This window comes from Streptomyces sp. NPDC037290 (assembly GCF_055603245.1).
Genome location: NZ_JBVJVZ010000002.1, coordinates 826,886 through 848,886 on the forward strand (window position 1 = coordinate 826,886; position 22,001 = coordinate 848,886).

At 72.3% G+C, this 22,001-nt stretch carries 22 protein-coding genes and 2 pseudogenes; 13 read left to right on the plus strand and 11 right to left on the minus strand.

Features of this window, described 5'->3' with window-relative positions; translation table 11 throughout:
• Positions 1-219 precede the first annotated feature (219 nt).
• The 6 genes from ACZ7HQ_RS09485 to ACZ7HQ_RS09510 form a co-directional block, all read right to left on the minus strand.
• A complete protein-coding gene (locus ACZ7HQ_RS09485; protein WP_099054839.1) occupies positions 220-375 on the minus strand; it encodes a DUF6131 family protein in 156 nt (51 codons plus the stop codon).
• Between the two features lie 86 nt (positions 376-461).
• Positions 462-1,070, minus strand: coding sequence for a hypothetical protein (locus tag ACZ7HQ_RS09490; protein ID WP_067246277.1), 609 nt, complete (start codon positions 1,068-1,070; stop codon positions 462-464).
• 27 nt (positions 1,071-1,097) lie between these two features.
• On the minus strand, positions 1,098-1,724 hold the full coding sequence (locus ACZ7HQ_RS09495) for a DUF6286 domain-containing protein (RefSeq protein WP_470986764.1): 627 nt from the start codon (positions 1,722-1,724) through the stop codon (positions 1,098-1,100).
• A 112-nt stretch (positions 1,725-1,836) separates the two neighbouring features.
• A complete protein-coding gene (locus ACZ7HQ_RS09500) occupies positions 1,837-2,244 on the minus strand; it encodes an Asp23/Gls24 family envelope stress response protein (protein WP_470986766.1) in 408 nt (135 codons plus the stop codon).
• Positions 2,241-2,408, minus strand: coding sequence for a hypothetical protein (locus tag ACZ7HQ_RS09505; RefSeq protein WP_030645371.1), 168 nt, complete (start codon positions 2,406-2,408; stop codon positions 2,241-2,243). The genes ACZ7HQ_RS09500 and ACZ7HQ_RS09505 overlap by 4 nt, the downstream gene beginning before the upstream one ends.
• Before the next feature lie 84 nt (positions 2,409-2,492).
• Positions 2,493-2,984 carry an Asp23/Gls24 family envelope stress response protein gene (locus ACZ7HQ_RS09510; protein ID WP_470986768.1) on the minus strand — a complete coding sequence of 164 codons (492 nt, stop codon included), beginning with the start codon at positions 2,982-2,984 and terminating at the stop codon, positions 2,493-2,495.
• Positions 2,985-3,137: 153 nt separating this feature from the next.
• Between ACZ7HQ_RS09510 and ACZ7HQ_RS09515 the strand changes: the two genes are divergently transcribed.
• The 3 genes from ACZ7HQ_RS09515 to ACZ7HQ_RS09525 are packed head-to-tail and all read left to right on the plus strand — an operon-like array spanning position 3,138 to position 4,740.
• Complete coding sequence (locus ACZ7HQ_RS09515; protein ID WP_470986770.1) at positions 3,138-3,713, plus strand: RNA polymerase sigma factor; 576 nt, start codon at positions 3,138-3,140, stop codon at positions 3,711-3,713.
• Entirely contained in the window at positions 3,704-4,375 is a 672-nt protein-coding gene (locus tag ACZ7HQ_RS09520) for a hypothetical protein (protein WP_470986772.1), read from the plus strand. Before ACZ7HQ_RS09515 ends, ACZ7HQ_RS09520 begins: the two co-directional genes overlap by 10 nt.
• Positions 4,372-4,740 (plus strand): hypothetical protein, encoded by a 369-nt coding sequence (locus ACZ7HQ_RS09525; protein ID WP_470986774.1) that lies wholly within the window; start codon positions 4,372-4,374, stop codon positions 4,738-4,740. Before ACZ7HQ_RS09520 ends, ACZ7HQ_RS09525 begins: the two co-directional genes overlap by 4 nt.
• A gap of 324 nt (positions 4,741-5,064) precedes the next feature.
• On the opposite strand, the gene ACZ7HQ_RS09530 is transcribed toward ACZ7HQ_RS09525, so the two are convergent.
• Complete coding sequence (locus ACZ7HQ_RS09530) at positions 5,065-6,132, minus strand: hypothetical protein (protein ID WP_470986776.1); 1,068 nt, start codon at positions 6,130-6,132, stop codon at positions 5,065-5,067.
• A gap of 706 nt (positions 6,133-6,838) precedes the next feature.
• On the opposite strand from ACZ7HQ_RS09530, the gene ACZ7HQ_RS09535 reads away from it, so the two are divergent.
• The 7 genes and pseudogenes from ACZ7HQ_RS09535 to ACZ7HQ_RS09565 form a co-directional block, all read left to right on the plus strand.
• A complete protein-coding gene (locus ACZ7HQ_RS09535) occupies positions 6,839-7,939 on the plus strand; it encodes an IS110 family RNA-guided transposase (protein WP_470986778.1) in 1,101 nt (366 codons plus the stop codon).
• A gap of 32 nt (positions 7,940-7,971) precedes the next feature.
• Positions 7,972-9,261: a bifunctional 3-oxoadipate enol-lactonase/4-carboxymuconolactone decarboxylase PcaDC gene (gene pcaDC, locus ACZ7HQ_RS09540; protein WP_470986780.1), complete on the plus strand. Its 1,290-nt coding sequence runs from the start codon at positions 7,972-7,974 to the stop codon at positions 9,259-9,261.
• 52 nt (positions 9,262-9,313) lie between these two features.
• Positions 9,314-9,949, plus strand: a complete 636-nt coding sequence (locus ACZ7HQ_RS09545; protein WP_470986782.1) for an MBL fold metallo-hydrolase — start codon at positions 9,314-9,316, stop codon at positions 9,947-9,949.
• A 35-nt stretch (positions 9,950-9,984) separates the two neighbouring features.
• A complete protein-coding gene (locus tag ACZ7HQ_RS09550; protein WP_470986784.1) occupies positions 9,985-10,764 on the plus strand; it encodes an exodeoxyribonuclease III in 780 nt (259 codons plus the stop codon).
• Positions 10,765-10,779: 15 nt separating this feature from the next.
• Complete coding sequence (locus ACZ7HQ_RS09555; protein WP_470986786.1) at positions 10,780-11,199, plus strand: DUF6278 family protein; 420 nt, start codon at positions 10,780-10,782, stop codon at positions 11,197-11,199.
• A gap of 158 nt (positions 11,200-11,357) precedes the next feature.
• A pseudogene (locus ACZ7HQ_RS09560) lies at positions 11,358-11,426 on the plus strand (amino acid ABC transporter permease); the annotation flags it as partial.
• A 37-nt stretch (positions 11,427-11,463) separates the two neighbouring features.
• Positions 11,464-11,679 (plus strand): annotated as a pseudogene (locus tag ACZ7HQ_RS09565) (amino acid ABC transporter permease); the annotation flags it as partial.
• A 45-nt stretch (positions 11,680-11,724) separates the two neighbouring features.
• On the opposite strand, the gene ACZ7HQ_RS09570 reads toward ACZ7HQ_RS09565, so the two are convergent.
• Together ACZ7HQ_RS09570 and ACZ7HQ_RS09575 are read right to left on the minus strand one after the other, a co-directional pair.
• Positions 11,725-13,293: an alpha/beta fold hydrolase gene (locus ACZ7HQ_RS09570; RefSeq protein ID WP_470986788.1), complete on the minus strand. Its 1,569-nt coding sequence runs from the start codon at positions 13,291-13,293 to the stop codon at positions 11,725-11,727.
• Positions 13,294-13,402: 109 nt separating this feature from the next.
• Entirely contained in the window at positions 13,403-14,149 is a 747-nt protein-coding gene (locus ACZ7HQ_RS09575; protein ID WP_470986790.1) for a hypothetical protein, read from the minus strand.
• Positions 14,150-14,292: 143 nt separating this feature from the next.
• Between ACZ7HQ_RS09575 and ggt the strand changes: the two genes are divergently transcribed.
• Positions 14,293-16,095 (plus strand): gamma-glutamyltransferase, encoded by a 1,803-nt coding sequence (gene ggt, locus ACZ7HQ_RS09580; RefSeq protein ID WP_470986792.1) that lies wholly within the window; start codon positions 14,293-14,295, stop codon positions 16,093-16,095.
• Between the two features lie 4 nt (positions 16,096-16,099).
• Here ggt and ACZ7HQ_RS09585 read toward each other — a convergent pair whose 3' ends face one another.
• Positions 16,100-18,646, minus strand: coding sequence for an ATP-dependent Clp protease ATP-binding subunit (locus ACZ7HQ_RS09585; RefSeq protein WP_470986794.1), 2,547 nt, complete (start codon positions 18,644-18,646; stop codon positions 16,100-16,102).
• A gap of 197 nt (positions 18,647-18,843) precedes the next feature.
• Positions 18,844-19,623 carry a type I methionyl aminopeptidase gene (gene map / locus ACZ7HQ_RS09590; RefSeq protein ID WP_470986796.1) on the minus strand — a complete coding sequence of 260 codons (780 nt, stop codon included), beginning with the start codon at positions 19,621-19,623 and terminating at the stop codon, positions 18,844-18,846.
• A 62-nt stretch (positions 19,624-19,685) separates the two neighbouring features.
• Here map and ACZ7HQ_RS09595 point away from each other — a divergent pair, with 62 nt between their 5' ends.
• Both ACZ7HQ_RS09595 and ACZ7HQ_RS09600 read left to right on the plus strand, forming a co-directional pair.
• On the plus strand, positions 19,686-19,937 hold the full coding sequence (locus tag ACZ7HQ_RS09595) for a helix-turn-helix domain-containing protein (protein WP_470986798.1): 252 nt from the start codon (positions 19,686-19,688) through the stop codon (positions 19,935-19,937).
• A gap of 138 nt (positions 19,938-20,075) precedes the next feature.
• The gene (locus ACZ7HQ_RS09600) at positions 20,076-21,902 is read left to right on the plus strand and encodes a hypothetical protein (RefSeq protein ID WP_470986800.1); all 1,827 of its coding nucleotides are present in this window, start codon (positions 20,076-20,078) and stop codon (positions 21,900-21,902) included.
• Positions 21,903-22,001: the final 99 nt, after the last annotated feature.

Genomic DNA, 22,001 nt, shown 5'->3' on the forward strand with positions numbered 1-22,001 from the left:
CCAACGAGTCGGCCGTGCGCTCGTGCGGCGAGGACCGGCACAACGGCCACCGGGCGCCCCGCGTCCGAGCCGCGGCGGCTGGCCGGCACCGGCGGCGGCCTCAGGCGGATCGACCTCTTCGCCGTCGTCGTCCGCCGCCGCGAACATCTTGGTGGGGTCCGCGCCGTCTGCCGGCCTGCCCGCAGCATGGATCACTGCCCTGCAGGGCAGTGATCCCGCCTACCAGTAGTGGCGTCGGCCGGCGACGGCGTGTCCCATCGCGCCGAGGATCCACAGGATGGCTCCGACGACCAGCAGGATGATCCCGATGGTCCACAGGATGGACAGGCCGGTGAGGAAGCCGACGACGAGCAGAATGACGCCCAGGATGATCATGATGTCTCCTTCGGGGGGGTGGTGCTGGCGCGCCCGCGAACTGCTATGGGCCGCAAGGGCGTCGGCGGGAACGGCCGATCTCCTCCTTACTCCACACGGTGTGGTCCGTGGCGGCTGACCTGTAGGCGGACCTCGGCGGGCATGTCGATGAGGCCGGTGGACCGACGCGCGGTGCCGATCGGGCCTTCGCACAGGGCACCGAGAGTGGCGCCGGGCGTGCCCTCGGGGGTGAGGGTGAGGTCGATGCGGGTGCGGTGGCGGGCCGGTCGGCCGGTGATGACTACGGCCGCATGGCCTACCCCTGGCAGGGCACCGGCTTCGTTCGCGATCGCTTCGCTGAGTGCGCGGTCGCGCAGTTCGACGCCTTCCTGCGGGGGTGTGCCGCCGACGGGCAGTGAGCCGGGGCGGTGTCGGCTCAGCTGGGCGAGCAGCCACCACAGGGCGAGCAAGGCGGTGAGGACGAGGGCGGCGATGACCGCGGGCCACCACCACCAGCCCTGGCTGCTCCAGCGTGCCCGGTCGGCGGAGCCGAGCAGGACGTCGGCCGGGGTGGTCAGGGGCCAGCCGGCGGGTGGGGCCAGATCGTGCCGCCGGTAGAGGTCGAGCCCGGCGAAGAGGATGAGCAGTCCGCCGCCGAGGAAAACCAGTCCGGCGAGGGCCAGCAGGGTGCGGTTGAGGGCGGATCGCGGCGTCATGGCGGGCTCCGGTGCTCCGGGTTTGTGTCAGCGGGTGCGTCGCCGCGTCCGTACGGCGATGCGGGGAGGACGGGCGAGGGCGAGCCGGTCGCGCTCCTCGGCGAGGACGGCGGTGAGGTCGTCCTTCACCTGTCGGGGCTCGCGGAAGCGGACCTCCGCGCGGGCTTTGATGCGGTGGCGGCCCGCCAGGACGTGCGCCGCGCCGACTCCGGGGACCCGCATGGCGGCGTCGCGCAGCAGGACGGCGGCGCCGTCGCGGTCCACGAAGGCCCGCAATCGCGGGCAGCCGGCGGGGGAGCGCAGGGGCAGCCAGCGGCGCTGACCGGGGGTGAGGGCCAGGACGATCAGCCAGACGCCGACGGCGGCGGCCACGGCGGCTCCCGTCAGCATCCACACGTCGTCCACCGGGCGGGTGGCCAGTTCGTCGGCCAGGTGTCGTCGCCAGGCCGCCGCCGGACGTCCCGCCCGTACGGCGATGACGTCGACGAGCGTCGCGACCGCGGCCACGAGGATCACCGCGGCGACCAGCGCCGCCGTGATGCGGCGCGCGGACCACTTGCGACGGGTTCGGTGCCCTCCTTCGCGCTCACCGGCTGTGAGGTCGGAGGTGGACACGTCGCGTTCGGGAGGGTCGGGCTCCTTCGCCAGGGGCACCGCGGCAGGGTGCGTGGTCGACTCGGAGCCGCGGCCCGGGGGACGTGGACCGGATGTCATCGCGATCGCCCTTCCTGCACGGCGTGCCCGGTGACCCGGGCCGCCCGGCCGCTCACCGGACCCGCCCCCGGCTCGAGTCGGCGGCGGTCACCAGCCGCCGGACGGTGAGGAGGACCTCTCCCACTCGCAGCCCGGTCAGCTGGGCGACCCGTTCAGCGACGTCCCGCTGGATCCGCTCGCAGACACGGGGGATGTCGATGGGGTAGGGCAGGTCCATGGTCAGATGCAGGCGCACCGATCCGGTACGGACGGCGGCGGAGGCGTGGGGTGCCGCCGGTCCGCCGCGGTCGGGTGGTACGGCGGCGCGCCGGGACTGGGCCGTGCGTGCGGCCTGGGCGGCGATACGGGCGACCACCCTGTCGGGGATGACGGTGGCGCCCCGCTCGGCCGGGGGCGGCAGCCCGGCGGCCGGCGCCGGCGGGCCCGACCCCTCGCCGGGGGAACCGGGCCGGGTCTTCACCGCTGCCTCCGTGTCCGGAGGTCCAGGTCGCCCTGTACGACGAGGCCGACGATCAGCCCCGCCGCACCGAGGACCAGCACCAGGAGAAAGGCCCAGAAGCCGCCGAAGTAGCCGGCGAAGCCGAGGGCCATGCCGGCCGCGAGTCCCGTCGTTGCTGTGTTCATCTCGCACTCACCCGTCTCGCGAGCGTCTCTCTCGCCGTGATCATCCGCTCGGGCCCGAGGACACGGCGGTGCTCCCGGCAGCGGTCATCTCACGCGTCCCTCGTTCGGTTCGGTCTGTTCCTCGTCGTCGTCGGGCAGGTGGACGTCGTCGACGGCGATGTTCACCTCGACGACCTCCAGGCCCGTCATCCGCTCCACGGCGCTGATGACATTGGTGCGTACGCCGCCCGCGACGTCGACGATGGAGACGCCGTACTCGACGACGACGTCCAGGTCCACCGCGGCCTGCCGTTCCCCGACCTCGACCTTGACGCCGCGGGTGACCGCTCCGCCTCCGCCTGCGCCGGGGACGCGCTCCCGCATGGCTCCGAAGGCGCGGGCCATCCCCGCGCCCAGGCTGTGGATGCCCGGTACCTCGCGGGCGGCCATGCCCGCGATCTTGGCCACCACACCGTCCGCGATGGTGGTCCTGCCCCGTGTCTCGGCCGGAGCCCCGGCCCCGGTGCGGCCCTTGAGCGCGTTCACGTCCGCTTCGGGCCGGCTGCCCCCGCCGACGCTGGTGATGTTGTCCGTCATGGCGGTCGCCTCGATCGGTGGGCCGGACACCGGAATGGTGCCCGTCAAAGGTTGGACATACCGGGCGGCGTGTTCCTCACATGCCCGATGTGTGACATGCATCACAGCTCGGTTCAGGGGTACACGGTCGTTCCGAGCCTGCGGGGGAGCGCCATGATCGAACACACTGCTTCCCCACGACTGGGATGCGACCTGCCCGACCGCCTGCTGGCCGTACGGGCGGCCGAGGGGGACGAGGACTCCTTCGCCGTTCTCGTCCAGCGGCACAGCCGGTCCCTCCTGACCCTGGCCCGCTGCATGCTGGGCAACCTCCAGGACGCCGAAGAGGCCGTTCAGGACGCCTTCGTCAGCGCCTGGCGTCACCTGCCGGAATACCGCCACAGGGCGGAGTTCCGCACCTGGATGTACCGGATCACCGTCAACCGCTGTCAGACCATGTGCCATCGCCGACCGCCGCCTCTTCCCCTGGACGCCGTCGCCGAACCCGCGGCGGGCGACGCATGGAGCCAGCCCGCCCGGACCGCCGAGCAGGACGCGGCCACGGCCGCCCTGTCCCGCGCACTCGCCGAGCTGGACGCCGGACAGCGGGTCTGCTGGATCCTGAGGGAGGTGCAGGGCCTGCCCTACAAAGAGATAGCCCACGTGACGCGTACCGGCGAGCAGACGGTACGCGGCAGACTGTTCAGGGCACGCCGATCCCTGCAGGAGGCGATGGGCCCATGGCGCTAGACGACCCGCACACGCGGCCTCCCGAACCGCCCGGAGCCGAGGGGCCCCGCAACGGCTCAGCCGCCGCCGACGTGCCCCCGTTCGCAGGCGATGCGGTACTGCCCTGCGGCCGCCTGCTCAGCCGGGTCTGGGAACAGGCGCGGGACGCACCGCCGGCCGCCGACCTGCACCCGGTGTCCTGTCCTCACTGCCGAGAGGCAGTCGAGGGACTGGCCATGGTGAACGCGGCCGCCCGGGCGCTGCGCAACGAGGACCCTCCGGGCCTGCACGCACTCGCGGACCGAGTCATGGACGTCGTCAGGGCAGAGGCCCGGTTCGGGCGGCTGCTGCCCCTGGCCGACCCCGACCGGGACCTACGCATCGCCGAGAGCGCCGCGGCGAAGGTGCTGAGGCAGGGCGCGGACACGGTCCCCGGTTCCAGGGCCGCGACCTGCCGGCTCATACCCGAGGGCAACGGCACCGACGTGCGGGTGACCATGACCCTGGCCGCCGCCCTCGACCGCCCGCTGCCCGACCGGGTCCACCAGGTACGCCGAGCGGTCCTCCACTCGGCTGGACAGGACCTGGGGCTCACGGTGACAGCCGTCGACATCACCGTGGCCGACGTACTGGAACCGGGGCCGACCACGGGTCCCCGCCTCCCGACGGGCGGTGGCGCATGATGACCGCCACCGGCCCCACCGCGCTCCTCGGCGTCGCGGCCGAGGCAGCCCTCGCGGTTCCTGGCGTGGCCGCCCTGCAACCCCGCCTCGCCCGGCGCCTCGCGGCAGCCGCCGCGCCCACCCGGGCGGACACCACGCCGCCGGAGGCCGGCGTACGCGCCGACCGGGCGCCGGACGGTTCGGGATGGCACATCGAGGTGCGCTGCGTCCTGACGGAGGGTCGGCGGGCGCTGGACATCGCCCGACACGTCCACGACCGGGTGACAGACGCCCTCATCACCCACCTCGTCACCCACGCTGCCGCGGAGCCGGTCACCGTCGCGGTCACGGTGACCGGTATTGCCGCCTGGCACGACGTGGCATGAGCGGCGGCGCGGGCACAGGCCCGCGAACCGTCGCTTCTTCGTGCTCCCGTTCAACCCATAGCTCCGCATCGGTCCGCCGGGCCCCGACGAGGAGTACCTGGTGATTGCCATGAGTATTCCGTACACCAGCGATGAGCGTCGCGTCGTCGCTGGTGCGGCCGCTTCTGACTGGACATCACCTGGCTGGCGCGCAGGTCATGACCCCCGCAGGCTGTCCTTGCGGGAGCTGAAGGAGAAGCAGCGGGGTTCCGGCGCCGCTGATGGCGGCGGCTGTCGCGCTAGCCCCGTACTCCGGCGGGCCGGATGCTTTTGTGGAGCGGGCGTTCAGTAGGTGGGGCCGTAGGGGCTCCAGTGCCCGAGGAAGGGTTTCAGGTCGTCGGCCCGTGGGTTGGGAATGTCGGGCAGCCGGGGCGGTGTGTTCAGTGGGTCGAGGCGCTCCACGGTGGCTGCTGCCCAGCTGATCCATGCTTCGGCTTCGGTTCTGGTCTGCCCCGGTGACATGGCCTCGACTCGTGTGCGTACCGCGCTCACGTACTCGGTCAGTCGGGTGGCGTGGCGCCATGCCGTTTCCTGGGTTTCTAGGTGCCTCAGGCGGTACGCCTCCGCGTACCGGATGCGGGCCTGTTCCATGGCGGCTTCCCAGCGGATGCGCTTCTGGCGTGCCGCTTCGGCCTCGTCCTGGCGTCTGCGTTCGGCGGCTTCGCCGCGGAGGGTGACTTCCTGTGCGATCTCGGCGAGCTGCTCTTCAAGGGGACGGCCGGGTGTGTCGGCCCATTCGCTGGCCCGGTGTGGCTGGCCGCCGCTGATGATGAAGCGGAGGCGTTCGGCCGGGGTGTAATCAAAGCGGGGAATTCTGACCCAGGAGTGCTTCTTGGCGTCGGCGAGTTCCTTCTCGGTGGCGACGTGCTCGGCCCGGCCCTGCTCCTGGAGGACGACAAACCCCACTGTCTGGCCCTGTGCGGGGATGGTGAAGTGGGGATGTGCCCTGCGGCGGCGATGAGGTGGGGGTGCGAAGCCGGTCTGCCCGGCCGAGCAGGTGTGTCCTTCGGCCTCGGCGGCGGTGATCAGTGCTTGGATGAGCCGGAGAGCGCGTTCTTGGACGGGCTTGGTCAGGCCCAGCGGCTGGCGTTCGTTCTGCATGGCCCGCACCACGGTGTGCGGCCGAGTGAGCCGCGAGGGCACGGGGACGGTGTCGAGGACGGCAAGGCGCCAGGCAGGGATGTCGACGAGCTTGATCTCGTACCCGTCGCGGCACCAGTTTCCGTACAGCTCCTTCGTCTCCGGAACCCTTCCGGACCTGCGTGCGGCGGCGACGCGGGACGGCCACTTCTCCAAGTCGGGACCGCTGCCGCTCTTGACGATCCTGCCGCCGGCCTCCGCGAGCTCCTGCAACAGTTGCTCCGTGAACGTCACACGAGGCTGTGAGGGAGGGGCTGGCTTCCGCCCTGCGGCCGGAGTCGCCTGCGCTCGGGTGGACCGGGGTCGTGGAGCGGCGGCCTGAGTCTTCCGCTGATGTGATCCGCGGGGAGGGTACGTGCCGTGTGCCAGGTAGTGCCGGCCGGCGCTCGTCAGGGCGACGCTCCACTGCCCGGCCTTCCGGGAGACCGTCACCAGGCCCCGGTTGTGCAGTGCCTGGCAGGTGGTCTTGTAGGAGCTTGTGTTCCATACGCCTGCAGGGCACCCGGCTCCCACCCACTGCAACACCGAGAGCTGCCGCTCATTGACCCGCCGTTCCAACGGCCCGCCTTCGACTCGAAGTGACGTACGACGGCGGCATGGTGCCAGTTCTGTTCGTCTCGGCGACGGGCGGTTCAAGTCAATTCGCTCGAACGAGCGGGCCGACGTGGCTGGAAGCCGGTTAGACGGAGAACAGTAGGCAGGTGCTGTTCTGCGGCGGGGGTCTGACTCCTGAGATCTCTGACCGAGGTGTCCTGATCACACTGTGTCGACTACCAGCCGGGGACAGTGCGTTGCTGGTCTCGGACTGAGCGGGCGTGTCTCGATAGGGGCCTGCCGGACAGGCGTCATCACGATTCTGACCGTCCGCACGGCCCGGTGCCAGCATCGCGATAAGCCGTCGGCCTGAAAGGGAACGAGCATGACCGGCCCGTCCACCGCTTCGCGTCCTCGCCGGCGCCGACCGGCGAGGGAGGTGGTCCTGGGAGTGGACACGCACCGGGATGCCCATGTGGCCGCTGTGCTTTCCCTGGTGGGGGACGTGATCGGCACCGCGGAGTTCCCGGCCACCGCGGCTGGATACCGAGACCTGCTGGGGTGGGCCAGGGCGTCGGGTACGGTGCGCCGGGCCGGAGTGGAGGGCACCGGTTCCTTCGGGGCCGCCCTGTCCCGCTACCTGCTGGCCCAGGGCGTGGACGTCTTCGATGTCAATCGATTCGACCGGGCCGACCGCCGTCGACGCGGCAAGTCCGACCCCCTCGATGCCGAAAACGCAGCCCGGGCCGTGCTGAGCGGGCGGGCGCGCGCCCAGGCCAAGACAGGCGACGGACCGGTGGAGATCGCCCGGATGTACAAACTGGCCAAGGACTCGGCGGTCAAGGCCCGCACCCAGGCGATCAACCAGCTCAAGGCCGTCCTCATCCGTGCCGATCCGCAACTGAGAGAGGAACTGGCCGGGCTGGGCAACGCAGAGCTCTTCCGCACCTGCGCAGGGCTCGTCGACGACAGCCTGAACCACGAGGCCGACGAGGGGGCGGTGCTCCACGCCACCCACATCACCCTGTGTCTGCTGGCCCGGCGCATCAGGCAGCTCAGCGAAGAGGTCCAGGACCTGGAAGGCCGCCTGACCCGGCTGGTGGAGCGCCACGCTCCGCAGCTGCTCGAGGTGGTGGGCATCGGTCCGGACACGGCCGTCACTTTGCTGATCACGATCGGGGACAACCCGGAACGTCTGGGCAGTGAGGCGTCCTTCGCGGCGCTGTGCGGTGTCAGCCCCGTCGAGCGTTCCTCGGGCAGTCGGCAGTACCGTCGCCTCAACCGCGGCGGTGACCGGCAAGCGAACGCTGCCCTGCACCGGATCGTGCAGACTCGCCTGCGCGTCGACCCGCGCACCCAGGACTACTACGAACGCCGCAGCAAGGAGGGCAAGACGCGGCGCGAGATAGTCCGAACCCTCAAGCGCTACGCGGCCAGGGAGGTCTTCCACCTGGTCAGACCAGTGCAGTCGCAACCTCCGTTATAGGGGCAGTCGTGAGACGTGAGAGGGTCTGGGGCGTGAGTGAGACACCCCCGAACACCCTGCAATACCGCTTTGACGGGCCAGAAGACGCTCCGGTCCTGATCTTGGGTCCCTCACTGGGTACCACATGGCACATGTGGGACCGCCAGGTGCCGGAGTTGACCGAGCAGTGGCGGATCCTGCGGTTCGACCTGCCCGGGCACGGCGGGGCCCCCGCCCACCCGGCCGGTTCCGTCGCCCAGCTGACCACCCGGCTGCTGGCCACGCTGGACTCGCTCGGCGTGCAGCGGTTCGGCTACGCGGGCTGCGCGCTGAGCGGCGCGATCGGCATCGAGCTGGCCCTGCGCCATCCCGAACGGCTCGCCTCGCTGGCGCTGGTCGCGGCCTCACCGCGGTTCGGGACCGCCGACGAGTTCCGCCAGCGCGGGGTCGTCGTACGGACGAACGGGCTGGACCCGATCGCGCGGACCGCGCCCGACCGCTGGTTCACCGGCGGGTTCGCCGCGGCCCAGCCCGCGATCACCGAATGGGCCGTCCAGATGGTCCGCACCACCGACCCGGGCTGCTACATAGCCGCCTGCGAGGCGCTCGCCGCCTTCGACATACGGGCCGAACTGGGCCGGGTCGGCGTGCCGACGCTCGTGCTCGTCGGCTCCGACGACCAGGTCACCGGGCCCGCCGAGGCCCGAACGCTGGTCGCCGGCATCCCGGACGCCCGGCTCGCGGTCGTCCCCGGCGCCTCCCACCTGGTCCCGGTCGAGCAGCCGGCGGCCGTCACCGACCTGCTGGTGCACCACTTCTCCACCGCCTGGCAGCAGCCCTACGAGACCGGCCAGACGCTCCTGCCGACGCCGTCGGCCCTCCCGGCCCCGGCGGCGGCGCCGGCGGCCGTGCCGGTCGCCGAGATAGCGCCGGCCGCCGCACCCGCCCAGCCGGCCCCGCGGCCCGACCGCTACGAGACCGGGCTCAAGATCCGCCGGGAGGTGCTGGGCGACGCGCACGTGGACCGGGCGCTGGCGCAGGCCGACGGGTTCTCCGGGGACTTCGAGGACTTCGTCACCCGCTACGCCTGGGGCGAGATCTGGGACCGGCCCGGCCTGGACCGCCGCACCCGCAGCTGCGTCTCGCTGGCCGCGCTGGCCGCGGGCGGTCATCCGGAGGAACTGGCCTCCCACACCCGGGCGGCCCTGCGCAACGGGCTCACCCCGGACGAGATAAAGGAAGTGCTGATGCAGACGGCCGTGTACTGCGGGGTGCCGGCCGCGGGCCGTGCGTTCCGGGTGGCCCGGCAGGTCATCCAGGAGGAGACCACGCCCGCCGAGTGAGCCGCGCGCCGCCGGGCCCGGCCGGCCGCCGGGTTCGGCAGGATGGTGACCCATGAGGCTCACGAAGAAGTCCCACGCCTGCGTCCGTCTCGAGAAGGACGGACAGACGCTCGTCATCGATCCGGGAGGCTTCAGCGAGGAGGACGCGGCGCTCGGCGCGGACGCCGTCCTGATCACGCACGAGCACCCGGACCACTTCGACGAGTTCCGGCTGCGCGCCGCCATGGAGAACAACCCGGCCGCCCAGATCTGGACACTGAAGTCCGTCGCCGACCAGATCTCGGCGGCGTTCCCGGGCCGGGTGCACACCGTCGGCCACGGTGACACCTTCACCGCGGCCGGCTTCGACGTACGGGTCCACGGCGAGCTGCACGCGGTGATCCACCCGGACCTCCCGCGCATCACCAACGTCGGTTACCTGATCGACGGCGGCAGGGTCTTCCACCCCGGCGACGCCCTCACCGTGCCCGGCACGCCGGTGGAGACGCTGATGCTCCCCGTGATGGCCCCGTGGAACAAGATCTCCGAGGTGATCGACTACGTCCGCGAGGTGCGGCCGCAGCGTTCCTACGACGTCCACGACGCCCTGCTCACCGATCTCGCCCGCCCGATCTACGACCGCCAGATCGGCGCCCTCGGCGGCACGGACCACCAGCGGCTGGCACCGGGGGGCTCGACCGAGATCTGAGTCCGTTGTCAGAGGCGCCGGGTAGGTTGTGAGGCATGCGCATCGCTACCTGGAACGTGAACTCGATCACCGCCCGCCTTCCGAGACTGCTGGCCTGGCTGGAGAGCAGCGGCACCGATGTGCTCTGCCTGCAGGAGGCCAAGGTCGCCGAGGACCAGTTCCCGTCCGACCAGCTGCGCGAGCTGGGCTACGAGTCGGCGGTCCACGCGACCGGCCGGTGGAACGGCGTGGCGGTGCTCTCCCGCGTGGGCATCGAGGACGTGGTCAAGGGCCTGCCCGGCGACCCGGGCTTCGACGGCGTGGAAGAGCCGCGCGCGATCTCGGCGACCTGCGGCCCGGTCCGCGTCTGGTCGGTGTACGTCCCCAACGGCCGCGAGGTGGAGCACCCCCACTACGCGTACAAGCTCCAGTGGTTCGAGGCCCTCAAGGCAGCCGTGTACGGCGACGCACAGGGCAGCCGGCCCTTCGCGGTCATGGGTGACTACAACGTGGCGCCGACCGACGACGACGTCTACGACGTGGCCGCCTTCGAGGGCCTCACCCACGTCACCCCCGCCGAGCGCGCCGCCCTCGCCTCCCTGCGCGAGGCGGGCCTCAAGGACGTGGTGCCCCGCCCCCTGAAGTACGACCACCCGTTCACGTACTGGGACTACCGCCAGCTCTGCTTCCCGAAGAACCGCGGCATGCGCATCGACCTGGTGTACGGCAACGGACCGTTCGCGGGGGCCGTCAAGGACGCCTACGTCGACCGCGAGGAGCGCAAGGGCAAGGGTGCCTCCGATCACGCCCCGGTGGTGGTCGACCTCGACGTCTGATGCCACGCTGGGTCCATGAACCTTCCGTTCCTGGGCCACCGGCACAAGAAGAACGGTGACGCGGCACCTCCCGCCGACCCCGAGGCGGTCGCCGCGCTGCTCTCCGAGTGCGAACTGCTCCGCTCGCAGGCGGCCCGGGCGGGCGTCCGCCTCGACGACACCCCGGCCTCCCTGGAGGCGTTGGACCAGCTCGTCCCGCGCTGGCGCGACGACGCCGAGACCCTGCCCTGGCTGGGCAACGACGCGGGGCTGTACCTGGGCACGGTCGTGGTGCGTACCGTGCCCGGTGCCGTCTGGCGGATCCGCCCCGACGGCGAGCCCGTCGTACGGCTGGCCTCCGGCCGTGAGGTGGAGGTCGCGGGCGCGGGGCAGGACTGGGCCGCGAGCGGTGTCCCCGAGCTGTCCCAGCTGTACGCGGAGATCGCCGAGACCTGAGCATGCGCCTCGGTGAGCGTAAGGTCCACGTAAATACGGCTAATGCCCGAAAAGTGCGTGTCGTCCCTCAACTGTGCTGCCGCCGGATAGTTTGCGGCAACCACGACACGGCTGAGAGCGACCAGCCCGCGCGGCGAACGCGCCGAAGCCGCCCGGGGCTGCGTTCCGGCATCACCACCGTGCCCACGGGGCAGGGCGAGGCGGCCCGCAGCCCCGGTACGACCTTCGCGATCGCGGGCACGCCCGCCCTCCGTGCCGGCCGGCGTCATCAGCCAGTTGGCCGTCGTCCTGAAGGACACCTCCCTCGGTTGTCCCCTCACCCACGAGGAGTTCGTCCATGCCGGGAAGCTCATCGCCTCCAACCTCGACTACGATTTGCCGTTCATCCCCGTGGTGATGGTGATCTCGCCGATCCGCGTCGGGATGTGCATGCTGCTGCCGCTGCCGGGTGGGGAGCCCCCCATGGCCCCGAAACCGTAGGGGCGGCGGTTCAACGGGCCAGGCTCGTCCGGCGGCAGCCGGAGATCACTGCTCGCCGAGCGGGACGGACACGTACGACGGGTCGTCCGAGGGCGAGGAGAAGGTCAGCTGCGCGCCGGACGGGTTGTGCTCGGCGTAGAGCGGGTCGACCGTGTCGACGACCAGCGCGAGGTGGTGCCCGGCGGGCACGTCGTAGGCCGTGGAGAACAGGTCCAGGTCGACGCCGAACGGCTCGCCGGGCGTCCGCCCGTGCCAGGTGTACGGCGCGTTCGTGACCAGCTTGCCGATCCCGAGCGGACCGACGTCGTACAGGTAGGCGATGAGGGTGCCGCTCTCCGCGGTCGGGGTCAGCGTGGTGTGCAGGGCGGCCGTGCCGCGTATCTGCTGGGCGCTGCCGTAGCGCTCCGACTGCCACACGGCCGCCCAGCGGCGCGGCAGCAGCGGTATCGCGGCCATCGGCGGCAGTTGGGCGACCTGGTCGAGGATGCTGGAGAGGAAGACGATCCCGCCGTCCGCGCCGGAGTCGACGTTCGCGTGGATGGTGCTGGAGCCGGGAAGCGCGAACTTCCGCCGCGTGGCCTCGACCGACTTCCAGTCCGGGTAGCCCTCGTATCCCCCCGCGCTACGGGACTTCAGCTGGACCGGCTGCTCACGGTCGATGCCGTTGTCAACTCCCTTGAGGTAGTGGTCGAACCAGCGCCAGGTGTCCTTCCAGACGTCGTTGGGCAGCCCGAACAGGCCGGGCAGTTCGGCGGTCGCGTGGTCGCCGGGCCGCAGCTCGAGCCGCTTGGGCACGGTCAGCTTCTCGTAGAAGCGGGCGTACTGGTTCACCGGGAAGACCGTGTCGCCCCAGGCGTTGGCGAGCATCACGGCCGCGCCGTTCCTGTTCAGCTGGTCGACGTAGGTCGCGGCGGAACGCTTGCGCCCCCAGTCGATCATCTCCTGCTCCTTCGACAGGTTCGAGGAGTACAGGTTGTCGAAGATCTCCCTCACTTCCGGGCTCTCGCGGCCGGTCAGCGTGGCCGTGCCGTCGAGTACGGCGGCCGCCTGCACGTGCTGGGTGCGGCCCGAGTAGATGGAGTCGATCAGGTCCGCCCAGCCGCTGAGCGAGGCAACGGCCTTGATGCGCTTGTCGTGCGCGGCGGCGAGCAGGCTGATCCCGGCGCCGTACGACACCCCGGCCATGCCCACGTGCTGCGGGTCGGCCGGCGTGTTCGCGAGGGCCCAGTCGATGACCTTGGAGGCGTCCGCCACGTCCGGCGGACCGGCCACTTCTATCTGACCGCCGGACTGCCAGAATCCGCGCACGTTGTAGGTGAGCACCACATAGCCGGCGTCGGCGAGCCGCTGCGCCTGGGCGAGGTACTCCACCTGCGGGAAGGACCAGCTCGTGGGCAGCACGAGGAGCGGGTAGCGGTGTGCGCCGTCGGCGCCGGCGGGGGTGACGACGTTTCCCTTCAGCACGGTGCCGCCGTCGCCCGTGATGTCCACGAAACGGACGGACGGGGCGGTGGCCTCGGCGGCGGGCGCCAGACCGACGACGGTACCGGCGATCAGCGCTGCCGAGACGGCTCCGGCGGCGGCGCTGCGCAGCGTGGTGCGACCGTGTCCCATGGGTCACTCCTTCACTTGTCAACAGAGCAAAGTGACCCGACGGTAACCGTCCGCCCGTACCGTAAGTAACCCGTCAGTAAGTTACGTGCCAGTAAAGTTTGTTGACGTGTTACCCACCGGCGGCGGCAGCGGGTTCCGGCAGAGGCGTCCGCGCCGCCCGCGTCACGTCCGCCACGAGCTCGACCACATCCGGGCCGTACGCCTGGGAGTTGACCACCTTCAGCAGCAGCACGAAGGAACCGGTGCCGTACTTGCGGTGCAAACGCTCGTGGTGGCGGGCGAGATAGCGGGTCGCCGCCTGGTTGGTGACGGCGCGCTGGCCGCAGAAGAGGAACACCGGGCGGGAGTCCTCCCGGCCGTCCGCGGTGAGCCGGGCGAGCAGGACGTACTCGCTGCGGCCGCGCTCCATGAGGTGGTCCTCCCCGCCGATCCGCAGGGCGCCCTGCTCCGGACCGGCGTCGGTCTCCACGTTCATCCGCACACCCGGCAGCAGGGAGGAGAGGTGGGCGCCCATCCGGCGGTTCGAGTAGGGCCCGCCGACGCAGAACTCCGTGCGCTCGCCGAAGCCCTCCTGGATGGCGTCGTGCGCCACGACCTGGACGTGCGCGTTGCAGTCCTTGACGAGGGCGGAGAGTTCCAGCAGGGCGAACACGTCGTACCGCTTCACCGAAAGCTCCGGTCCGCCCGCCGCGCGGTTGACCACGAGCAGCGACTCCGAGTGGTCCGGCATCCCGAAGAACGCCTGCTTGCGGCGCAGCTTGCGCCGCCACAGGTACGTACGGGCGAGCCAGCCCAGCGAGGCCGAGATCCCGGTCGCCACCAGGCCCAGGACGATGTTGCGCACGTCGTCGTTCATGGCCGCGCATGGTAGCGGTCCCCGGGCGGCGGCTACGTACCGGTGTTCGACGTGTGACGTTCGTGTGGCAGGGCACCGAGGCGTACTGTCGGTACTGGACCGATCTGGTTACGCTGCGCGGACTGTCCCTACGGGAGGTACGCATGGGTCGCCCAGGTACGCGGAAACTGGCGGTTCTGGCGGTCTCGGCCGCCGTGGTGTCGGTGGGGGCGACGGCGCCACCAGCCCCCGCAACGAGCCGGACGGCCGGCAAGGTTCCCGTGGCGGTCGGCTACGGCGGCGCCGTCTCGAGCGTGGACGCGGACGCGTCCGCCGCCGGCATAGAGGTGCTCAGACGCGGCGGCAACGCGGTCGACGCGGCCGTCGCCACCGCCGCCGCGCTCGGCGTCACCGAGCCCTACTCGGCCGGCGTCGGCGGAGGCGGCTACTTCGTCTACTACGACGCCAGAACCCGCACGGTGCACACCATCGACGGCCGTGAGACGGCGCCGCAGAGCGCTGACTCCGACCTCTTCGTCGAGAACGGCAAGCCGCTCGCGTTCGCCGACGCCGTCAGCAGCGGCCTGAGCGTCGGCACCCCGGGCACGCCGGCCACCTGGCAGAAGGCGCTGGACGAGTGGGGCAGCGAAAAGCTCGCCACCGTCCTGAGGCCGGCCGAGCGGATCGCCCGGGACGGCTTCACGGTGGACGACACCTTCCGCTCGCAGACCGCGTCCAACGAGACCCGGTTCCGCTACTTCCCCGACACCGCGAAGCTGTTCCTGCCGGACGGAAAGCTCCCTGTCGTCGGCTCCACCCTGAAGAACCCCGAACTCGCCCGCACCTACGAGGAGCTGGGCCGTGAGGGCGTCGGGGCCGTCTACCGCGGAGACATCGGCGACGACATCGTCAAGACGGTCGAACACCCGCCCGTGGACCCCGCCTCCGGCTGGAACGCCCGCCCCGGCAAGCTCGCCGAGAAGGACCTCGCCGTCTACCGCGCCAGGCTCCAGGCGCCCACCAGGACGTCGTACCGCGGTCTGGACGTGTACTCCATCGCGCCCTCCTCCTCAGGCGGTACGACGGTCGGTGAGGCCCTCAACATCCTGGAGAACACCGACCTTTCGAAGGCGAGCGAGGCGCAGTACCTGCACCACTACATCGAGGCCAGCCGGATCGCCTTCGCCGACCGCGGACGCTGGGTCGGCGACCCCGCCTACGAGGACGTGCCGACCAGGCAGCTGCTGTCGCAGAAGTACGCCGACTCGCGCGCCTGCCTGATCAAGGACGACGCGGTCCTCACCAGCCCGCTGGCCCCCGGCGACCCGCGCCGCCCCGCGGCCTGTGGAAAGGGCGGTACGGCGGCCCCGACGACGTACGAGGGCCAGAACACCACGCATCTGACCGTGGCCGACAGGTGGGGCAACGTCGTCGCCTACACGCTCACCATCGAGCAGACCGGCGGCAGCGGCATCACCGTGCCCGGCCGGGGTTTCCTGCTCAACAACGAGCTGACCGACTTCTCCTTCACCCCGGCCAACCCGGCCGTGCACGACCCGAACCTGCCCGGGCCGGGCAAGCGGCCCCGTTCGTCGATCTCCCCGACGATCGTCCTGGACCGTCAGGGCAGGCCCGTGGTGGCGCTCGGTTCACCCGGTGGCGCCACCAGCATCACCACCGTGCTGCAGACCCTCACGGAGTTCCTCGACCGGCATCTGCCGCTGGTCGACGCCATCGCGGCACCGCGCGCCAGCCAGCGCAACGCGGCCAGGACGGAACTCGAACCGGCCCTCTACAACAGCGACCTGAGAGGGCGGCTGGAGGCCATCGGGCACTCCTTCTCGCTCAACCCCGAGATCGGCGCGGCCACCGGCGTGCAGCGGCTGCCGGACGGGAAGTGGCTGGCCGCCGCCGAGAAGGTGCGACGCGGCGGCGGCTCGGCGATGGTGGTGGATCCGGCGCCGTAGGCCGTCACAACTCGGGTGCGGGCGGCCGGCCTTCCTCGGTGCGGAAGTCCAGCCGTCCGTCCCGGGTGTCCACCGTGACCCGGCTGCCCTCGGAGATCGTGCCGTTCAGCAGCAGCCGGGACAGCTGGTTGTCCACCTCCCGCTGGATGGTGCGGCGCAGCGGCCGGGCGCCGTACTCCGGCTGATAGCCGCGCTCGGCGAGCCAGTCGACGGCCGAGGGCGTGAACTCGACCGTGACGCCCTGGCCGTCCAGCAGCCGTCGGGTGCCCTCCAGCAACAGGTTGGTGATCTGCCGCAGTTGCTCACTCGTCAGCTGGCGGAAGACCACGATCTCGTCGATGCGGTTGAGGAACTCCGGCCGGAAGTGCTCGCGCAGCGGCCGCAGGATCTGCTCGCGCCGCGCCTCCTCGTCCGCTTCCGCGCCACCCGGCCCGAACCCGATCCCGGCACCGCGCCGGGTGATCGCCTCGGAGCCGAGGTTGCTGGTCATCACGATGACCGTGTTGGTGAAGTCCACCGTCCGGCCCTGGGAGTCGGTCAGCCGGCCGTCGTCCAGGACCTGGAGCAGGATGTTGAAGACGTCGGGGTGCGCCTTCTCCACCTCGTCGAGGAGGAGCAGCGAGTACGGATGCCGGCGCACCACCTCGGTGAGCTGACCGGCCTCCTCGTGCCCGACGTACCCGGGCGGCGCGCCGACCAGCCGGGAGACGGTGTGCCGCTCCTGGTACTCGCTCATGTCGAGGCGCACCATGCGGTCCTCGCTGCCGAACAGCGCCTCCGCGAGCGCCCGGGCCAGCTCGGTCTTGCCGACGCCGGTCGGGCCGAGGAAGAGGAAGCTGCCGATCGGCCGGTGGGGACTCGCGAGCCCGGCGCGGGAGCGCAGCACGGCCTCGGCCACCACGCCGACGGCCCTCTCCTGCCCGACGACCCGCTGGTGCAGGTGCTCCTCCAGGCCGAGCAGCCGTTCCTTCTCCTCCTGGGTCAGACGGCTGACCGGGATACCGGTCTGCCGGGACACCACCTCGGCGATGGCCTCCGCCGTCACCTCCAGGTCCAGCCCCTCGTCGGCCTTCTCGTCGCCGCTCGCCTCCGCGATCCGCTGCTTGAGCTCGCCGATCCGGTCGCGCAGTTGCTTGGCCTGCTCGTAGTCCTCGTCGGCGACCGCCTGGTCCTTGTCCCGGACCAGCTGCTCCACCTCGCGCTCCATGGCCCGCACGTCGGTGCCCTTGGTCCGCGCGCCGAGCCGTACCCGGGCGCCCGCCTGGTCGATCAGGTCGATGGCCTTGTCCGGCAGCCGCCGGTCGGTCAGATACCGGTCCGACAGCTCCACGGCGGCCACCAGCGCCTCGTCGGTGTAGCGGATCTGGTGGTGGGCCTCGTACCGGTCGCGCAGCCCGCGCAGGATCTCGACGGTGTCCTCGACCGTCGGCTCGGGCACCAGGATCGGCTGGAACCGGCGGGCCAGCGCCGCGTCCTTCTCGATCCGGCGGAACTCCTCCAGCGTGGTCGCGCCCACGATGTGCAGCTCACCGCGGGCCAGGGCGGGCTTGAGGATGTTGCCGGCGTCCATCGCGCCGCCCTCGCCGCCGGAGCCCGCGCCCACGACGGTGTGCAGCTCGTCGATGAACACGATCAGCCGGTCGGAGTGGGAGCGGATCTCCTCCACGATGTTGTTCAGGCGCTCCTCGAAGTCGCCCCGGTAGCGGGTGCCCGCCACGACCCCGGTCAGGTCCAGGGCGACGACGCGGCGGTCCGCCAGCACGTCCGGCACGTCCCCGTCGGTGATCCGCTGGGCCAGGCCCTCCACGATGGCGGTCTTGCCGACCCCCGCGTCCCCGATGAGCACCGGGTTGTTCTTCCCGCGCCGGGACAGCACCTCGATGGTCTGCTCGATCTCCGTGTCCCGGCCGATCACCGGGTCGACCCGGCCCTGCCGGGCCAGGTCCGTCAGGTCGCGGCCGTACTTGTCCAGGGTCGGCGTGCCGGTGGGCCGCGGCCGCTGGCGCTCCGGACGGACCTGGACGGTCTCCGGTGCCTCGGGCGGCACGGCGCCCGCCGAGAAGCGCGCCGCGTGCAGGATGTGCCCGGCCGCCGAGTCCGGGTTCGAGGCGAGCGCGCTGAGCACGTGCTCCGGGCCGATGTACCCGGCGCCGCTCGACCGTGCCATGTCGTGCGCGTCCAGCAGGGCCCGCTTCACGGCCGGGGTCAGCGACAGCGAGGTCGGCGGCGGTGCCTCGCCCGGCGGGTGCTGGGCCGGGCCCGCCCGGTCGTCGATCTCGGTCGCGAGCGAGTCGGGATCCGCGCCCGCCCGGCTCAGCAGGCTCCGGGTGGGCTCGGTGGCCACGGCCGCCCGCAGCAGGTGCTGGGTGTCCAGGTCCCGGCTGCCGTGCTCGACGGCGTACACGGCGGCCCCTCTGACCAGCTCACGGGCCGGCTGGCTGAGCAGGCGGCCGATGTCGATGTGGCGTGGCCCTTGCGCTCCGCTCGGGGGGCCGCCGAAAAAGCGGGCCATGAATTCGCCGAAGGGGTCAGGAGGGTAGCCGTTGGTCATGGCGTTGCGCTTCCTTCGCTGACGACTGGCTGCGCCGGGTAACCGGGTCGGGGTCGTTCATGCCCACGATGACACGATCTGTGGGGGTGGGCATGTTCGCCCAGGGGGCCTTCCGCCGGCCGGCGGCCGCGGCTGCGACGTGGTCGCTCCCGCCCACGCGGCGGAGCCGCCCGTCGGCACGGCCCGGCGTCCCCGCCTCAGCTGCCCTGACGCCGCTCGGTCAGCACCCTCGGTCCGCTGTCCGTGATCGCCACCGTGTGCTCCGTGTGTGCGGCGCGGGAGCCGTCGGCCGTGCGCAGGGTCCAGCCGTCGGGTGCCTCGTAGTAGCCGTCCTTGCCGCTCTCGACGAGCATCGGCTCGATGGCGAGGACCATGCCCGGGCGCAACGGCAGCCCTCGCCCCGGGCGGCCCTCGTTGGGGACGTCGGGGTCCTCGTGCATGCGGCGGCCCACGCCGTGCCCGCCGAAGCCGTGCGGGATGCCGTAGCCGGCCGTGCGGCAGACGCGGCCGACGGCGTGCGCGATGTCGCCGATGCGGTTGCCGGCGACGGCGGCCTCGATGCCCGCCGCCAGGGCGCGCTCGGCCGTCTCGATCAGCCGCAGGTCCGCCGGGCGCGGGCGGCCCACCGTGAAGCTGAGCGCGGAGTCGCCGACCCAGCCGTCCAGCTCGGCACCGCAGTCGACGGAGACCAGGTCGCCGTCGCGGAGCCGGTACCGGGTGGGGATGCCGTGCACGATCGCGTCGTTGACCGAGGCGCAGATCACCGCCGGGAAGGGGGTCGGGGCGAAGGAGGGGCGGTAGCCGAGGAACGGCGAGGACGCCCCCGCCTCGCCCAGCACCTCCCGCGCCACCTCGTCCAGCTCCAGCAGGCTGACGCCCACGTCCGCGGCGCGCCGTACGGCCGTGAGGGCTCGCGCGACGACCTGGCCGGCCGCGTGCATGGCGTCGATCGATGTGTCCGTCTTCAGCTCCACCATGCCAATTACTATACCGGTATTTTAATGGGCGGGATGGTGGGACTCGGTATTAGAATGGGTGCATGGTGCGCACCCCTCTCACCCCCGAAGAGCGCGAACGCGGCGAGCGGCTCGGGCAGTTGCTGCGCGAGGCGCGGGGCGGCCGGAGCATGGCCGAGGTCGCCGCGCAGGCGGGCGTGTCCGCGGAGACGCTCCGCAAGATCGAGACGGGGCGGGCGCCCACGCCCGCCTTCTTCACCGTGGCCGCCCTCGCCCGGGTCCTCGGGCTGTCGATGGACGAGCTGGTCACGCGGTGCGCGCTCGTGGCCGCGTGAGGCGCCGGGTCCGCGCAACGGCTCCGAGCCCGCGATGAGGTGTCCGCGCACTGCCGGAAAACTCTGCGTAGCAGTGCCGTAACACGACTCGTGTTGCCTACCCACCGAAAGTGCCGGCGGTCGGGCGGGAGCTGAGCGATGGTCGTGGATCGACTCCCCAGTGGGGTACGGGAGTTCGCGAGCTACCTGGACGGCCTGCTGGCGCGCCTGGACCAGGGCGGGGGCTGGAGCGGGGTCTTCTGGCAGCGCGACCCCGACGGCATGCGGGCCTGCCTGGACGGGAGCGAGGTGCCGCCGTGGGACGTGGTGGAGGCGCTGCTGGATGACTTCGCCGAGGCGTACGGCCCCGCGGCCGCCGCGGCCGAGCGGGAGCGCGCCCGCGCCCTGCACGGGGCCGCGCTGACGGCGTACGACGCCCACCCGGGCGCGCGTGACAGCCTGCTCGACCGCCTCGACGTCATGCTCCGCGAACAGCGTTACGCCGCCGAGCGCCAGACCGAACTGACCCGCCTGCTGTCCGCCCCGGCCTCCGCCGAAGAGGCCGCCTCCCTGCGCCTCGACCTCGCCTGGGCCCGGGACGACCACGCCCGCGCCACCGCGAGGTGCACGGAACTCCACGCCCGCTTGTCCGAGTTGGACCGCCGGGGCATGACACACGCCGACGACAGCGAGCAGAGGCGCCCAGCCGGGCCCGCTGCCGTCCACACCGCCCCGCACGGTTCCGGGCTCCGTCCCGCCGGTCCCGGCTCCGGCACCGCTCCGAGCGGCGCAGCGTCCGTCGGCGGTGAGCGGCCCCGCCCCGCCGGCCCTGCGGCGAGTCACACCGTCCCGGACCAGGGTTCCCTGCCTGCGGAGGCCTCCGGCCCTGCCCCGGGTGCCGGCTTCCCGGCGGGTCCTGCCGTCCCGGGCCAGGGTTCCCCGCGTGCGGAGGCCTCCGGCCCTGCCCCGGGTGCCGGCTTCCCGGCGGGTCCCTCCGTCCCGGACCAAGGCTCCCGGGACGCGGATGCCGGCGGTCCTGCCCCGCGTGCCCGCGGCTCGCGCGAGGCCCCGTCTGCGGACGATTCCGCCGCCCCCGTGAGTCCTCCCCTCCTCCCGGGCCAGCCCTCCCCGGGCGTCGGCAGCTCGGCCCGGGCGCCGTATGCCGCCGGTTCCGGTCCGGCCCCGTACGCTCCCGCCCCGCCCCCGGCGGTTCCCGGGGCGGGTGCTTCCGGGGCAGCCGCTTCCCCTGATCCCGCCAAGCCCCGTAAGCGCCGCCGGGGGAGCGCCCGGTTCGCCGGGATGGCGGACGACGGGGGTGGTGCCCCGGACGCCGTCGAGCGGGCGCCGCTGCCCGTCATGCCGGAGGCACCCGCGCGCCGGGTGCCGCGCGGGGCCCGCTTCGCCGGGGTCGTGGAGGCCGGTGCTGCGGAGCCCGTCGGGGACGCACCGGTGGACGTCGAGGCGGCCGCGGCGGTCGCCGGGGTCGTGCGGCGGCTGGCGCAGCTGCGGGCCGAAGGGCGCAGCGGCGAGGCCCATGTGCTGCTCGCCGAGGTCGCCCAGTGGCCCGCCGGCCGGTTCCCGCCGCTCGCGGAGGCGCTGGACCGCGCCGGGCTCGCCGCCGACCGGGCGACGCTGCTGTGGGAGGCCGCCTCGCTGCCCGCGGAGCGGCTGGTCGCCGCCGCCGACGCGCTGGCCACTGCCGGACGGGACGCCGACGGGCGGCAGTTGCTGCGCCAGGGCGTGGCCCGCCCGCCGGAGCAGATCGGCGCGGCCGTGCTGCGGCTGGAGGAGGAGGGGCGCCGGCGGGATGCGGAAGCCTTACTGGACGCGTGCGTGCGGGTCCGTACCGCCGAGGAGGTCGCCCGCAGCGCCGCACCCGATCCGCGCCGGCTCGTACCGCTGATGCTCCGCGCGGCCCAGGCCGTGTCCGACGAGCGCCACTGGGACATCGTCCACGCGCTGCGGGTGGCCGGGCACACACCGTGACCGGACCTGGGGTTGTCGTCCCGGTCTGTCCTGCTTCGCTCACCCACAGGAGTGTGAAACATGATCGACTCCGCGGGTTGACGACGATGGTCTTGGCAA